Source organism: Streptomyces sp. NPDC031210 (genome assembly GCF_055570395.1).
Window position 1 is genome coordinate 280,329 of record NZ_JBVIHH010000002.1, and the last position, 14,291, is coordinate 294,619.

Sequence of the window (14,291 nt, forward strand, 5' to 3'; positions counted from 1 at the left end):
GGTGTTGGTGACTTGCGGTAAGGGTCGAGGCACGGGAGGCATCGGGTGGCGGGGACGGATTCGGAACCACAGGGCTGGGCGCGGCGGCTGACGCGCGACTGTTGGCGCTATCGCAAGGACGTCCTGCTCGCGCTCGGTTCCTCGCTCGCCGGGATGGCCGTGATGGCGCTCGTCCCGCTCGTACCGAAGCTGATCATCGACGATGTCATCGTCCAGCACGAACGTCCCCTGGCCCCGTGGGCCGCCCTCCTGGTCGTCGCGGCGCTCGTCGTCTACGTCCTCACCTACATCCGCCGCTATTACGGCGGCCGGCTCGCCCTCGACGCCCAGCACGATCTGCGCACCCGGATGTTCGCCGCCATCTCCCGGCTCGACGGCCGGCGGCAGGACGAGCTGAGCACCGGCCAGGTCGTCGGCCGGGCCACCAGCGACCTCCAGTTGATCCAGAGCCTGCTGTTCATGCTGCCGATGATGATCGGCAACGTCCTTCTCTTCCTGATCTCCCTGGTCGTGATGGCGGTCCTGTCGCCGCTGCTGACCGTCGTCGCGCTGGCCGTCGCGCCCGCCCTGTGGTTCATCGCCAAGCGCAGCCGCACCCGGCTCTTCCCCGCCACCTGGTACGCCCAGGGCCAGGCGGCCGCGGTGGCCGGCGTCGTGGACGGCGCGGTCACCGGCGTCCGCGTCGTCAAGGGCTTCGGACAGGAGGAGCAGGAGACCGCCAAGCTGCGCGAGGCCGGCCGCCGGCTGTTCGCCGGCCGGATGCGCACCGTCCGCCTCAACGCCCGCTACACCCCCGCCCTCCAGGCCGTGCCGGCCCTCGGCCAGGTCGCGATGCTGGCCCTCGGCGGCTGGATGGCCACCCAGGGCCAGATCACCCTGGGCACCTTCGTCGCCTTCTCCACCTATCTCGCCCAGCTCGTCGGCCCGGTCCGGATGCTGGCGATGATGCTGACCGTCGGCCAGCAGGCCCGGGCCGGTGTGGAGCGGGTGTACGAGCTGATCGACACCGAGCCGCTGATCAAGGAGCGTCCCGACGCCCACGAGCTGCCCGCCGACGCCCCCGCCACGGTCGAATTCCAGTCCGTGACGTTCGGCTACGCGCGCCCGGGTGACGCCGCCCCCGGCGAGGCCGCCGGGCCCGACGAAGCCGCCGCTGACGACGCCACCCCCGGCGAAGGGACCCCCGGCGAAGCGACCCCTGACGTAGCAACCCCCGCCGAAGCCGCCCCCGACAAGGCCGCCGCCTCCGACAAGGCCGCCGCCTCCGGGAACGCCGCATCCGCCCGGCCCGCCGCCCGCCCCGTCCTGGAGGACTTCTCCCTGCGTATCGCGCCGGGCGAGACGGTCGCCGTCGTCGGCACCTCCGGCAGCGGCAAGTCCACCGTCTCCCTGCTGCTGCCCCGCTTCTACGACGTCTCTGCCGGCCGCGTCCTGGTCGGCGGCCACGACGTGCGCGACCTGACCCTGCCCTCGCTGCGGGCCGCCATCGGCCTGGTCCCCGAGAGCAGCTTCCTGTTCTCCGACTCCGTGCGCGACAACATCGCCTACGGCCACCCCGACGCCACCGACGAAGAGGTGCGCGCCGCGGCCCGCGCCGCCCAGGCCGACGGCTTCATATCCGAGCTGCCCGACGGCTACGACACCAAGGTCGGCGAGCAGGGACTCACCCTCTCCGGCGGCCAGCGCCAGCGCGTCGCCCTGGCCCGCGCGATCCTCACCGACCCCCGGCTGCTGGTTCTGGACGACGCGACGTCCGCCGTCGACGCCCGTGTCGAGCACGACATCCACGAAGCGCTGCGCGGCGTCATGCGGGGCCGTACGACGCTGCTCATCGCGCACCGCGCCTCCACTTTGGCGCTCGCCGACCGGGTGGCCGTCCTCGACGGTGGCCGGCTGGTCGACATCGGCACCCAGGAGGAGCTGGCCGAGCGCTGCGCCCTGTACCGCAGGCTGCTGACCGACCCCGAGGAGCTGGGGGGCGTCGAGCGCGACCCGGCGGGCGAGCTGGCCGGCGCGTTCGACGGCGAATACGGCGCGGCCGGCTTGCTGGACTTCGCGCCGGACGGCGCCGAAGCGGACGGCGAGAGCGCCGCCGCGGCCGATGCCATCACTCCTGAGCTGTGGGTCCGCCGTGAGCGGGACGCCGAGGAGGAGGCGGCCGGCGCGCCGCTCGCCGCGGCCGCCGCCGCGGGCCCGGGCCTGGCCGCCGCGATCGCCGGCATGCCCGCCACCCCCGATCTGCTCGCCAAGGTCGCGGCCCTGCCCCCGGCCACCGACGAACCGGACATCGACGAGGACCGCGCCGTGCGCCCCGAGCGCTCCTACGGCCTGCGCCGGCTGTTGCGCGGCTTCGGCGCGCCGCTGGTGGTGGCGCTCGCGCTGGTCGCGGTGGACGCCATCGCCGGGCTGCTCGTCCCCATCCTGATCCGGCAGGGGATCGACGAGGGCGTCCGCCGCGGCGCCCTGATCGGCGTGTGGACGGCCGCCGCGCTCGCCCTGGGGGTGGTCCTGGCCCAGTGGGCCGCGCAGGTCGGCGCCAACCGCATGACCGGCCGCACCGGTGAGCGGGTGCTGTACTCCCTCCGCGTCAAGATCTTCGCGCAGTTGCAGCGCCTCGGCCTCGACTACTACGAGCGGGAGCTGACCGGCAAGATCATGACCCGGATGACGACGGACGTGGACGCGCTGTCCACCTTCCTCCAGACCGGCCTGGTCACCGCCGTCGTCTCGGTCCTGACCTTCTTCGGCATACTCGTCGCCCTGCTCGCCATCGACGTCCAGTTGGCCCTGGTCGTCTTCGCCACCCTCCCGCCGCTGATCATCGGCACGTACTTCTTCCGCAAGCAGAGCGTGCGGGCCTACGAGCTGGCCCGCGAGCGGATCAGCGTCGTCAACGGCGACCTCCAGGAGAGCGTGGCCGGCCTGCGGATCGTCCAGGCGTTCCGGCGCGAGGGCAGCGGCGCCGAGCGGTTCGCCGCCCGCAGCGACGCCTACCGCCGGGCCCGCGTCCGCGGCCAGTTCCTGATATCCGTCTACTTCCCCTTCGTCCAGCTCCTGTCGTCCGTCGCCGCGGCGCTGGTGCTGATCGTCGGCGCCGGCCGGGTCGGCTCGGGCACGCTCACCGCCGGCGCGCTGGTGGCCTACCTCCTCTACATCGACCTGTTCTTCGCGCCCGTCCAGCAGCTCTCCCAGGTCTTCGACGGCTACCAGCAGGCGTCCGTCTCGCTCGGCCGTATCCAGGAGCTGCTGCGCGAGCCGACGACGACTCCCGCCCACCGGGCGCCCCGGGCGGTGCCCGCGCTGCGCGGTGAGATCACCTTCGACGACGTCCACTTCCACTACGGCTCGAACGACGAACAGGCCCTGGCCGGCATCGATCTGACCATCCCCGCGGGCCAGACCGTCGCCTTCGTCGGGGAGACCGGCGCCGGCAAGTCCACGCTCGTGAAACTGGTCGCCCGGTTCTACGACCCCTCCTCGGGCGCCGTCCGCGTCGACGGCACCGACCTGCGGGAGCTGGACCTGACCGCCTACCGCCACCGCCTGGGCGTCGTCCCGCAGGAGCCGTACCTCTTCCCCGGTACGGTCCGCGACGCCATCGCCTACGGCCGGCCGGACGCCACCGACGCCGAGGTGGAGGCCGCCGCGCGAGCCGTCGGCGCGCACGCCATGATCGCCACCCTGGAGGGCGGCTACCTCCACGAGGTCGCCGAGCGCGGCCGCAACCTCTCCGCCGGCCAGCGCCAGCTCCTCGCCCTGGCCCGCGCCGAACTCGTCGATCCCGACGTCCTGCTGCTCGACGAGGCCACCGCCGCCCTGGACCTCGCCACCGAAGCCGTCGTCAACCAGGCCACCGACCGGCTCGTCGGCCGCCGTACGACGCTTGTCGTCGCCCACCGGCTGACCACCGCCGCGCGCGCCGACCGCGTCGTCGTCCTCGACCACGGCCGGGTCGCCGAGGACGGCACCCACGCCCAACTCCTCGCCCGGGACGGCCGGTACGCCGAACTGTGGCGGACCTTCACCGGCGAGGAGGAGTCCGTGGCGGCGTAGGTCACGCCGTCGCGGCCCGCCCGTCCGCAGGCGGCCCGCGCCCGTCCGACGAGGGGCGCCGCCGGCCCCCCGATAGCGTCCGGTGATCGCACAAAGGGGGCTGGTGGCGGCCCCGGCGCACGGATAGGTTCAGCCCGACCTTTGTCATCCCAAGGGGAGGGTGCATGCGCAAGGCCATCAGATGCCTGCTTTCGCTCGGCGTGCTCATCGGCACGGTAGGAGTCGGCGGCGCGTCGGCAGGGGCGGCCACCGCCGCCGAGCCGAAAACCACGGACATCAAGGACCGGATCCTCGCGATACCGGGCATGAGTCTCATAGAAGAGAAACCGGTTGACGGTTACCGCTACTTCGTCCTGAATTACACCCAGCCCGTCGACCACCGCCACCCGTCCCGGGGGACCTTCCAGCAGCGGCTGACCCTGCTGCACAAGTCGGTGGACCGCCCGACGGTGTTCTTCACCTCCGGCTACAACGTCAACACCAACGCCTCCCGCAGCGAGCCGACGAAAATCATCGACGGCAACCAGGTCTCCCTGGAATACCGCTACTTCACGCCGTCGCGGCCCGCGCCGACCGACTGGAAGAAGCTGGACATCCGGCAGGCCGCCAACGACCAGCACCGGCTCTTCAAGGCCCTGCACCGCGTCTACGGCAAGAACTGGATCGCCACCGGCGGCAGCAAGGGCGGCATGACGGCGACGTACTACCGCCGCTTCTTCCCGCACGACATGAACGGCACCGTCGCCTACGTCGCGCCCAACGACGTGCGCAACGACGAGGACTCGGCCTACGACCGGTTCTTCAAGACCGTCGGGACCGCGCAGTGCCGCGCCGACCTCGCCGCCATCGAGCGCGAGGCCCTGGTGCGCCGCGGCGAGATGGTCGACCGCTTCCAGAAGTGGGCCGAGAAGGAGAAGCAGACCTTCAAGACCGTCGGCAGCGCCGACCGGGCCTACGAAGTCATGGTCACGGACCTGGTCTTCGGCTTCTGGCAGTACCAGCCGGCCGCCACCGCCTGTGCGCAGGTGCCCAAGCCGACCGTCTCCACGGACGACCTGTGGAAGTGGATGGACGAGGTCGGCGGCTTCTCCAGCTACACCGACCAGGGCATGGAGCCGTACACGCCGTACTACTACCAGGCGGGCACCCAGCTCGGTGAGCCCGGCTACGGCTACCCGCAGCTTTCCGACCTGCTGAAGTACCCGGGCATCAACAACTCCCGGTCGTTCGTGCCCAAGGACATCGAGATGCGCTTCGACACGCGCGCCATGCCGGACGTGGACCGCTGGGTGCGGCACCACGCCAACCGGATGATGTTCGTCAACGGCCAGTACGACCCGTGGAGTTCGGAGCACTTCGAGCTCGGCAAGGGCGCGCGGGACTCCTACGTCTTCACGGTGCCCGGCGGCAACCACGGCTCGAACATCGCCAAGCTGAAGGAAGCCGACCGCGCCAAGGCCACCGACGAGCTCCTGGACTGGGCCGGCGTCAAGGTCCCCGCCAACGGCCAGGCCACCCCGCAGGCCCCGTACGACAAGAAGCTGGACAAGCAGGAGATCCGGCGGATGCCGCTGCTGCGGCCGTGACCCGGCCCCGGTAACCGGCGAACGAGGCGGCGCGCCCCCCTTGCGAGGGGAGCGCGCCGCCCTTGCGTGTCACGGGCACCCTGCCCTCAGTACCCCAGGCCGTGCCCGACCGGGAACAGGACGGTGGCCGGGGCGTCCGCGCGCATCACCGGGACCGGCAGCCTGCCCACCGGCTCCCGCTGCCCGGCGATCACCCGCGCCGCAGCCCGCAGCTCCACATCGGTCCACGAATAGCTCGCCAGGCCCGCCCTGACGCCGTCGAGGTGGGCGATGTCGTACGGATTGCGGACCGCCAACTGCACCACCGGCTTGCCCGTGGCCAGGAGGGCGGCGACCAGCCGCCGCTGCCCCGAACCGGCGGAGACGTTGTACGTGGCCACCACCACCGCGTCCCGCTCCCCGAGCGCCGCCACCGCCCGGTCGATCGCCTCCTGCGTCGGCGCCGTGCCCGTGGACAGCGCGGTGGCCGTGAAGCCCAGCTCGGTCAGGGTGCGCGCCAGCACCGCGGTGGGCGGGCCGCCGGTGCCGGACGGCGCGGCCGGGTCCGCGCCCACCACCAGCACCTCCCGCTCGCGGCGGCGGGAGAGCGGGAGGACGCTGCCGTCATTGCGCAGCAGTGTGGTGGTGCGGTCCGCGATCCGGTCGGCGGTCGTCAGATGGGCGCGGGTACCGACCACCCGGTCGACCGCCCGATGGGTGGTGTACGGGTCCGCGAACAGGCCGCGCCGCTCCTTGAGCAGCAGGATGCGCAGCAGCTTGGCGTCGATCTCCCGCTCGGACAGCTCCCCCTCCCGCATCGCCGTGACGACGGCGGCGTGCGCGAGGGCCAGGTCGGGCGGGTTCAGCAACTGGTCGACGCCCGCCTTGAGGGCGAGGACCGGCACCCGGGCGTCGCCGTATTTCACCCGTACGCCCTCCATGCCGAGTGAATCGGTCACCACCACGCCGTCGTAGCCCAGCCGTTCGCGCAGGAGGCCGGTGAGGATCGGCCGGGAGAGGGTCGCCGGGTCCTCGCTCGCGTCGAAGGCGGGGACGACGATGTGCGCCGTCATGATCGAATCGATGCCGGCCGCGATCGCCGCCTTGAAGGGCGGCGCGTCCAGCCGCTCCCACTCCTCGGTGCTGTGGTGGATGTACGGCAGCCCCACATGGCTGTCGGTGTCGGTGTCGCCGTGCCCGGGGAAGTGCTTGGCGCACGCCGCGACCGAGGCGGCCTGATAGCCCTTCACCTCGGCGGCGACCATCCGGGCCACGGCCTGCGGGTCGGCGCCGAAGGACCGCACGCCGATGACCGGGTTGGCCGCGTTGACGTTGACGTCCGCGTCCGGCGCGTAGTTCTGCCGGACGCCCATCGCGTACAGCTCCTCGCCCGCGATCCGGGCGGCGGTGCGGGCGTCGTCGCGGGAGCCGGACGCGCCGAGCGCCATCGCCCCGGGGAAGAGGGTGGCGGGCGCTCCTATACGGGCCACTATTCCGTGCTCCTGGTCCGTGGAGATCAGTAGCGGTACGGGGACGCGCTGGGCGGCGGCGGCCTTCTGGATGCCGTTGGAGAGATCGGCGATCTGGTGCGGTTCCCGGGTGTTGTGCGCCCAGCCGAAGTAGATGATGCCGCCGACGTGGTAGGTGGCGATCAGTTCGGCGGCGTTGGCGACCCCGATCTCCTTCTGGTTCGCGGCGGCGTCGGCCGGGTCGGGGTCGGTCGCGGAATGCCCGAAGACCCGCATCACGAAGAGCTGGCCGGCCTTTTCCTCCGGCGTCATACGGGAGATGAGCCTGCGCAGCCGGGCCGTGACGGCGGCGGAGGGCGGCGGGACGGCGGGGACCGGCCGGGGACCGGGAGCGGGATCTCCGGCGTTGGCGGCGGCGGTGCCCGCCGCGCAGGCGGCGGCAGCGGCGGCAGCGGTGGCAAGGACGGTACGTCTGGAGTGCATGTGCGCTCCTTCCGGAGTGCTTCCTCGGCGAAGTGAAGGAAACTTCCAAGGAGACACGGATAGCCGGAAAACTATTGCCGGTCAATGACGCGGAGCGTGGTGGCGCCCAGGGATTGCGGGAGCGGGCGGGGTGTGGGAGGGGGCTCGATGAGGGGCCGTCAGGTCGTCGTGGGTGCCTCGGCCAGGAGGCGTTCGAGGTGGGCGCGGCCCGGCGCCAGGAGCGGGGGGAGTTCTGCCGCCCCGGGATACCAGCGCTTTTCGTACTCCCAGCAGATCCAGGGGCCGGGCTCCGGGCCGTCCGCCGGGCCCTCCGCGGCGCCGGCCGGACCGCTGCCGAGCGTGGCCAGGGCCGCGGCGAGCGGCAGGCTGCCGGCGCCGAGCGGCAGGGGAGTGGTGTCCTCGGCCGAGGCGACATCCTTGACCTGGACGTAGCCCAGATACGGGGCGAGCGCGGCATGGGTGTCGGCGGGGTCCTCGCCGCCGAGCCAGGTGTGCAGTACGTCCCAGAGCGCGCCGATCCGGCGATGCCCCACCGGGCCCAGGACGCGGGCGGCCGCCGCGCCCGTACGGTGCGAGTCGTGGGTCTCCAGCAGCACCCGCACGCCCCGCTCGGCGGCGAGCGGGGCCAGCGCCCCGAGCCGGCGGGCGGCATCCGCGTCCGCCTCGGCGGCCGGCCGGTCCCCGCCACCGGGGAAGACCCGGACGAACGGCGCCCCCAGATCGGCGGCCAGCAGCACCAGCTCGCTCAGCTCGTGCGCCAGCTCCTTCTCGCCGGTCTCGTCCCGGGCCGCGGCGACCTGGGCGTATCCGGCGACGGCCAGGATCTCGACGCCCGCCCGCGCGAACCGCTCGCGCACCGCGGCCCGTTCGCGCGCCCCGATCAGCGGATGCACCGGCTCCTGGGGATGGGCGCGCAACTCCACGCCGTGGTAGCCGGCGTCGGTGGCCAGCCGCAGGACGTCGGGCAACGGCATCCCCGGCACCCCGAGGGTCGAGAACGCGAACCGCACCGGACCCCCGCCGCCGTTCGTGGCGTTCGTGCCCTTGGTGGCGCCCAGGCCACCGCCGTCGCTCATACCGCTGGTGCCGCCCATGCCGCCGTCTCCGCCGCCTTCCGTCTCCGGGCGCGCCCCGCCGACGCGCATGCCGCCCCGCATCCTCCGGTCCGCCCGTCGGGCGGACCGGAGCCTTCACAGGACCAGACGCCAGTCCTGCCCGACGAGGTCCTGGCCGAAACTCCGGTGCGCCGTCTCGCCGGTCAGCTCGAACCCGACGCGCTCGTAGACGCTCCGGGCCGCGCTCAGCACGGAATTGGTCCACAGCACCATCTCCGCGTACCCCGCCTCGCGCGCGAAACCGACGCACGTCTCCACCAGGCGGCGGCCCACACCGAGCCCCCGCGCGCCGGGCTCCACCAGCAGCAGCCGCAGCCGGGCGACGCCGGGACGGCCGTCCCGCACGCACATCACCGCCCCGACCCTCTCCCGCGCGCCCGGCCCGGCCCCGCCGCGCGTCTCGGCTATCCAGGTGCGGTCCCACCGGGGATCGAAGCCTTCGGCGTACTCCGCGACGATCCGGGCCACCAGCGCCTCGTAGCGCAGGTCGAAGCCGTACTCGGCGGCGTAGAGCGCGGCGTTGCGCTCCACCATCCAGCCGAGGTCGCCGGGAGCGCTGGTGCGCAGCGTGACTTCGGGGGCGGCGGGGGAGGCGGTCGCGGCGTCCCCGTCGGTGCGGTCGGGGTCCAGCAGGCCGCGGATCGTGCGCATCGACGCCGCCAGGCGGGCACGCTCCGCCGGACCGAGCCGCTCCAGCAGCGATCCGACGGCCTCCTGGGAGCGGGCCTCCAACAGTCCGGCCGCCTCCCGGCCCCCCTCGGTCAGGGTGATGCGCTGGCGGCGCGGATCGCGGTCCGAGGCGCCGCGGACGATCAGCTCGCGGTCCTCGAACTTGCCGAGCAGACGGCTGAGATACCCGGCGTCCAGCGACAGCGAGGCCCGCAGGTCCGCGGCGTCGACCCGTTCCTGATGGGCCACCTCGTAGAGCACCCGCGCCTCGGTGAGGGTGAAGGGGGTGTAGAGATGCCGGCCGTAGTCCAGCGCGCCGATGAGGTTGGTGTAGAAGCGGTTGAACCCGCGCAGCTCACGGACGGCCGGATCGGCCGCCCCGCCGCTGCCCGCACCGGATGTCGTCCCGCCCGTGGCCCCTGCCGCCTGCGCGGCCGTCGACCTGTCCGCCATCACGGACCCCCTGACCCTTGACTGAGTCAAGGATAGGCCACGGCGGTCGATCCGCGCACTATCAATTCCGCCGGCAGTGTCGCCAGTCCGCCCGGCGGCCGCTCCTCGCGCCCCGTCGCCAGCCGCCCGGCCCGCGCCCCGGCCTCCCGCAGCGGCAGCCGGACGGTCGTCAGCGCGGGCGCGGCGTCCACACTGAACGGCAGATCGTCGAAACCGGCCACGGACACGTCCTCGGGGACGCGCAGCCCCCGGTCCCGCAGGGCCGCGCAGACGCCCAGCGCGGCGGTGTCGTTGGCCGCCACGATCGCCGTCAGGTCCGGGTCCCGGCGCAGCAGTTCCACGGCCGCGTCGTAGCCGGACGCGCGGTCGTAGGCGCCGTGCACGGTGCGCCGCGGGGTGTCCTCGATGCCGTGGGCGGCGAGCCCGGCGCGGTGGCCCGCCAGGCGCTCACCGGTCGTGGTGCGCCCGGCCGGCCCCGCGACGCAGCCGATGCGCCGGTGACCGAGCCCGGCGAGATACGCGGTCAGCCGCTCGGCGCCGCCCCGGTTGTCGAACGCCAGGGTGGTCGGCGGCACGACACCGGGCGGCACGACACCGGGCGGTGTGTCCGCCGCGCGGGAGGCGCCGCCCGCGGGCCTGCCGCAGAGCACGATCCGGGTGCCCGCCGCCGCCAGCCGCGCCAGTCGGGCGGACAGCGCGTGCGCGTCGTCGGCGTCCTCGGAGGCGCTGCCGGTCAGGACGACCGCGGCCGCCCGCTGCCGCTGGAGGAGGGTGAGGCAGCTCAGTTCGCGCTCGGGTGAACCGCCCGTGGTGCACACCACGGCCAGCTTCTCGCCGCCCGGGCCCCCAGCCCCGCTCAGCTCGGCCTGGACGGCGCCGGCGATGAGCCCGAAGAAGGGGTCGGCGATGTCGTTGACCAGCACGCCGACCAGGTCGGAGCTGGCCGCGGCGAGGGCGCTGGCCGGGCCGTTGACGACGTACTCCAGCTCCTCGACGGCCCGCAGCACCCGGGCGCGGGTGCTCTCGGCGACCGGATAGTTGCCGGCCAGCACCCGCGAGACGGTGGCCGCCGAGACGCGGGCCCGCACCGCCACGTCCGCCAGCGTCACACCCATCGCCCGCACCCCGAGCCCGTCACGTTCCCCGTACTCCCCACGTTCCCCGTAATGGTCATGTCCCGCCTCTTGTCCGTGTCTTGAGGCGCAGGCTAGCGTCCCTGGCGGTAGAAAGCGCTTACTGGATTTCCGCAGCCACGAGTGAGGGAGGCCCGGCGTGACACGCACGACCGTACGCATCGCCATGAACGGCGTGACCGGCCGCATGGGATACCGCCAGCATCTGGTCCGCTCCCTCCTCGCCCTGCGCGAACAGGGCGGCCTCGACCTGGGCGACGGCACGGTCATCTGGCCCGAACCGGTGCTCGTCGGCCGCGCGGAGCACAAGCTGCGGGCGCTGGCCGAACGCCACGGCCTGACGGAGTGGAGCACCGACCTCGACGCCGTACTGGCCGATGACACGATCGACATCTACTTCGACGCCCAGGCCACCGCCGCCCGTGCGGAGGCCGTGAAGAAAGCGATTGCCGCCGGAAAACACCTCTACGTCGAGAAACCCACCGCCGACAGCCTGGCCGGCGCCCTGGACCTGGCCCGGCTGGCCCGCGACGCGGGCGTCAAGCACGGCGTCGTCCAGGACAAGCTCTTCCTGCCGGGCCTGCGCAAGCTCCGCCGCCTGGTCGACGGCGGCTTCTTCGGCCGGGTCCTGTCCGTACGCGGCGAGTTCGGCTACTGGGTCTTCGAGGGGGACTGGCAGTCGGCGCAGCGCCCCTCCTGGAACTACCGCGCCGAGGACGGCGGGGGCATCGCCGCCGACATGTTCCCGCACTGGGAGTACGTGCTGCACGAGCTGTTCGGGCCGGTCAGGACCGTCCAGGCCCACCTGGCCACCCACGTCCCGCGCCGGTGGGACGAGTCCGGGGCGCCCTACGAGGCGACCGCCGACGACGCCGCGTACGGCATCTTCGAGTTGGCCGGCGGCGTCGTCGCGCAGATCAACTCCTCCTGGGCGGTGCGGGTGCACCGCGAGGAGCTGGTGGAGTTCCAGGTGGACGGCACGCAGGGCTCCGCCGTCGCCGGGCTGCGCGGCTGCCGCGTCCAGCATCGCGCGAGCACCCCCAAACCCGTCTGGAATCCGGACCTCCCGGCCTCCGAGCCGTTCCGCGACCAATGGCAGGAAGTCCCCGACAACGACGACTTCGACAACGGGTTCAAGGCGCAGTGGGAGCTGTTCCTGAGGCATGTCGTGCGCGACGAGCCGTGGCGCTGGGACCTGCTGGCCGGCGCCCGTGGCGTGCAGCTCGCCGCACTGGGCGCCGAGTCCTCGGCGCGCGGCCGCCGCCTGGACGTACCGGAGCTGACGCTGTGACGGCGCCGGACCCCTCCGGCGGCGGCACCCCGACCGCCCCCGGCCGCACCCGACACGGCGCCCCCGCCGCCTCCCGTACCGTCTTCGCCGCCGCCCACGTGGTCGCCGACCCCCTGGCCGACACCACCCCCGACGGCCCGGCCGCCCTCGACTGGGACGCCACCCTCGCCTTCCGCCACCACCTGTGGTCGCACGGCCTGGGAGTGGCCGAGGCGATGGACACCGCGCAGCGCGGGATGGGCCTGGACTGGCCGGCCGCCGCCGAGCTGATCCGCCGCTCCGCCGCCGAGGCGCGGGCCGTCGGCGGCCCGCTGGCCTGCGGAGTGGGCACCGACCAACTCCCGCCCGCCGGCGCCACCCTGGCGGACGTCCGGGCCGCCTACGAGGAGCAGCTCGCGCTCGTCGAGGACGCCGGCGCCCGGCCCGTCCTGATGGCGTCCCGCCACCTGGCCGCGGCCGCCGCCGGACCGGCCGACTACGAGGAGCTCTACGGCCACCTGCTGCGCCAGACCACCCGCCCGGTCATCCTGCACTGGCTCGGCCCCATGTTCGACCCGGCGCTCGACGGCTACTGGGGCAGCGCGGACCTCGACACCGCCACGGACACCTTCCTGCGGATCATCGCCGACCATCCCGGCAAGGTGGACGGCGTCAAGGTCTCCCTCCTGGACGCCGGCCGGGAGGTGCGGCTGCGCCGCCGGCTGCCCGCGACCGTGCGCTGCTACACCGGCGACGACTTCCACTACCCCGAACTGATCGCGGGCGACGCCCACGGCTTCAGCCACGCGCTGCTGGGCGTCTTCGACCCGCTGGCCCCTCTGGCCGCCGACGCCGTGCGCCTGCTGGACGCCGGGGACACCGAGGGCTTCCGGGCCGCCATGGACCCGACCGTCGCACTCGCCCGGCACCTTTTCCAGGCACCCACCCGCTACTACAAGACCGGGGTCGTCCTGCTCGCCTGGCTCGCCGGCCACCAGACGCACTTCACCATGGTCGGCGGCCTCCAGTCGGCCCGCTCGCTGCCCCACCTGCGGCGCGCCCACGAACTGGCCGACGCGCTCGGCCTGTTCCCCGACCCCGAGCGCGCCGCCCACCGGATGCGGCGGCTGCTCGCCGTCCACGGGGTGGCCGCATGACGGACGCGACCAGGAGCCGGACACCCGCCGGCGCACTCGGGAACGGGACGGCCGCCGACGCGCTCCTGGAGCGGCTGAGCCTCAATCAGGAGACGATCAAGCAGTGGTCGTTGCCCGAGCTGGCGGACGGGTGCGCGCGGGCGGGCGTACGGGGCGTGGGCCTGTGGCGCGCGCCGGTGCGGGAGTACGGCGTCGGCGCGGCGGCCCGGCTGATGCGGGACGCCGGGCTGAGCGTCACCAGCCTGTGCCGCGGCGGGTTCTTCACCGCGGTGGACCCGGCCGAGCGCGCCGCCGCCCTCGACGACAACCGCGCCGCCCTCGACGAGGCCGCGCTCCTGGGCACCGCCACCCTGGTCCTGGTCTCCGGCGGACTGCCGGCCGGCAGCCGGGACCTGCCCGGCGCCCGCGAGCGGGTCGCGGACGCGCTCGCCGAGCTGGCCCCGTACGCCGCCGAGCGGGGCGTACGGCTGGCGATCGAACCGCTGCACCCGATGTACGCGGCTGACCGGTGCGTGGTCTCCACGCTCGCCCAGGCGCTCGATCTCGCCGAACGGTTCCCCGCCGACCGGGTGGGGGTGGTCGTGGACACCTACCACCTGTGGTGGGACGACACGGTCGGCGCGCAGATCGGCCGCGCCGGGGCCGCCGGCGGGAGCGGCGGGCGGATCGCGGCGTTCCAGTTGGCCGACTGGATCACGCCCCTGCCCGAAGGCGTCCTCCTGGGGCGCGGCCGGCTCGGCGACGGATCGGTGGACCTGCGGTGGTTCCGGGAGCGGGTGGACGCGGCCGGCTATCGCGGGCCGATCGAGGTCGAGATCTTCAACCCGGCGCTGTGGAAGCGGGACGGCGCACAGGTCCTGGCCGAGGTCGTGTCCCGTTTCCGCGCCCATGTGAGCTGAGGCCGAACGCGTCGCCCCGGGCCGT

At 73.7% G+C, this 14,291-nt stretch carries 9 protein-coding genes; 5 read left to right on the top strand and 4 right to left on the bottom strand.

What is annotated here, in order from left to right; all coding sequences use genetic code 11:
* The first annotated feature begins 45 nt into the window (after nucleotides 1-45).
* Together ACZ45Z_RS04990 and ACZ45Z_RS04995 are read left to right on the top strand one after the other, a co-directional pair.
* Nucleotides 46-4,053: an ABC transporter ATP-binding protein gene (locus ACZ45Z_RS04990; RefSeq protein WP_468356216.1), complete on the top strand. Its 4,008-nt coding sequence runs from the start codon at nucleotides 46-48 to the stop codon at nucleotides 4,051-4,053.
* A gap of 164 nt (nucleotides 4,054-4,217) precedes the next feature.
* Complete coding sequence (locus ACZ45Z_RS04995; protein WP_468356219.1) at nucleotides 4,218-5,639, top strand: S28 family serine protease; 1,422 nt, start codon at nucleotides 4,218-4,220, stop codon at nucleotides 5,637-5,639.
* Between the two features lie 86 nt (nucleotides 5,640-5,725).
* Here the strand turns inward: ACZ45Z_RS04995 and ACZ45Z_RS05000 are convergent, their stop codons facing one another.
* The 4 genes from ACZ45Z_RS05000 to ACZ45Z_RS05015 all read right to left on the bottom strand — a co-directional run bounded on the left by ACZ45Z_RS05000 (nucleotide 5,726) and on the right by ACZ45Z_RS05015 (nucleotide 10,922).
* Entirely contained in the window at nucleotides 5,726-7,570 is a 1,845-nt protein-coding gene (locus ACZ45Z_RS05000) for a glycoside hydrolase family 3 protein (RefSeq protein ID WP_468356222.1), read from the bottom strand.
* A 158-nt stretch (nucleotides 7,571-7,728) separates the two neighbouring features.
* Nucleotides 7,729-8,580, bottom strand: coding sequence for a sugar phosphate isomerase/epimerase family protein (locus tag ACZ45Z_RS05005; RefSeq protein ID WP_468357347.1), 852 nt, complete (start codon nucleotides 8,578-8,580; stop codon nucleotides 7,729-7,731).
* 180 nt (nucleotides 8,581-8,760) lie between these two features.
* On the bottom strand, nucleotides 8,761-9,807 hold the full coding sequence (locus ACZ45Z_RS05010; RefSeq protein WP_468356225.1) for a bifunctional helix-turn-helix transcriptional regulator/GNAT family N-acetyltransferase: 1,047 nt from the start codon (nucleotides 9,805-9,807) through the stop codon (nucleotides 8,761-8,763).
* 26 nt (nucleotides 9,808-9,833) lie between these two features.
* The gene (locus tag ACZ45Z_RS05015) at nucleotides 9,834-10,922 is read right to left on the bottom strand and encodes a LacI family DNA-binding transcriptional regulator (protein WP_468356228.1); all 1,089 of its coding nucleotides are present in this window, start codon (nucleotides 10,920-10,922) and stop codon (nucleotides 9,834-9,836) included.
* A gap of 157 nt (nucleotides 10,923-11,079) precedes the next feature.
* Here ACZ45Z_RS05015 and ACZ45Z_RS05020 point away from each other — a divergent pair, with 157 nt between their 5' ends.
* Genes ACZ45Z_RS05020 through ACZ45Z_RS05030 form a run of 3 tightly spaced genes read left to right on the top strand, consistent with a single transcriptional unit; the run spans nucleotide 11,080 to nucleotide 14,266 of the window.
* A complete protein-coding gene (locus tag ACZ45Z_RS05020; RefSeq protein WP_468356231.1) occupies nucleotides 11,080-12,231 on the top strand; it encodes a Gfo/Idh/MocA family protein in 1,152 nt (383 codons plus the stop codon).
* Nucleotides 12,228-13,367: a dihydrodipicolinate synthase family protein gene (locus ACZ45Z_RS05025; protein WP_468356234.1), complete on the top strand. Its 1,140-nt coding sequence runs from the start codon at nucleotides 12,228-12,230 to the stop codon at nucleotides 13,365-13,367. Before ACZ45Z_RS05020 ends, ACZ45Z_RS05025 begins: the two co-directional genes overlap by 4 nt.
* Nucleotides 13,364-14,266 (top strand): sugar phosphate isomerase/epimerase family protein, encoded by a 903-nt coding sequence (locus ACZ45Z_RS05030; protein ID WP_468356237.1) that lies wholly within the window; start codon nucleotides 13,364-13,366, stop codon nucleotides 14,264-14,266. The genes ACZ45Z_RS05025 and ACZ45Z_RS05030 overlap by 4 nt, the downstream gene beginning before the upstream one ends.
* Nucleotides 14,267-14,291: the final 25 nt, after the last annotated feature.

What these genes read in the sequence shown, in the direction of transcription:
- ACZ45Z_RS04995 (WP_468356219.1), top strand. Translation starts at nt 4,218, where the DNA reads ATGCGCAAGGCCATCAGATGCCTGCTTTCGCTCGGCGTGCTCATCGGC.
- ACZ45Z_RS05000 (WP_468356222.1), bottom strand. Translation starts at nt 7,570, where the DNA reads ATGCACTCCAGACGTACCGTCCTTGCCACCGCTGCCGCCGCTGCCGCC.
- ACZ45Z_RS05010 (WP_468356225.1), bottom strand. Translation starts at nt 9,807, where the DNA reads ATGGCGGACAGGTCGACGGCCGCGCAGGCGGCAGGGGCCACGGGCGGG.
- ACZ45Z_RS05015 (WP_468356228.1), bottom strand. Translation starts at nt 10,922, where the DNA reads ATGGGTGTGACGCTGGCGGACGTGGCGGTGCGGGCCCGCGTCTCGGCG.
- ACZ45Z_RS05030 (WP_468356237.1), top strand. Translation starts at nt 13,364, where the DNA reads ATGACGGACGCGACCAGGAGCCGGACACCCGCCGGCGCACTCGGGAAC.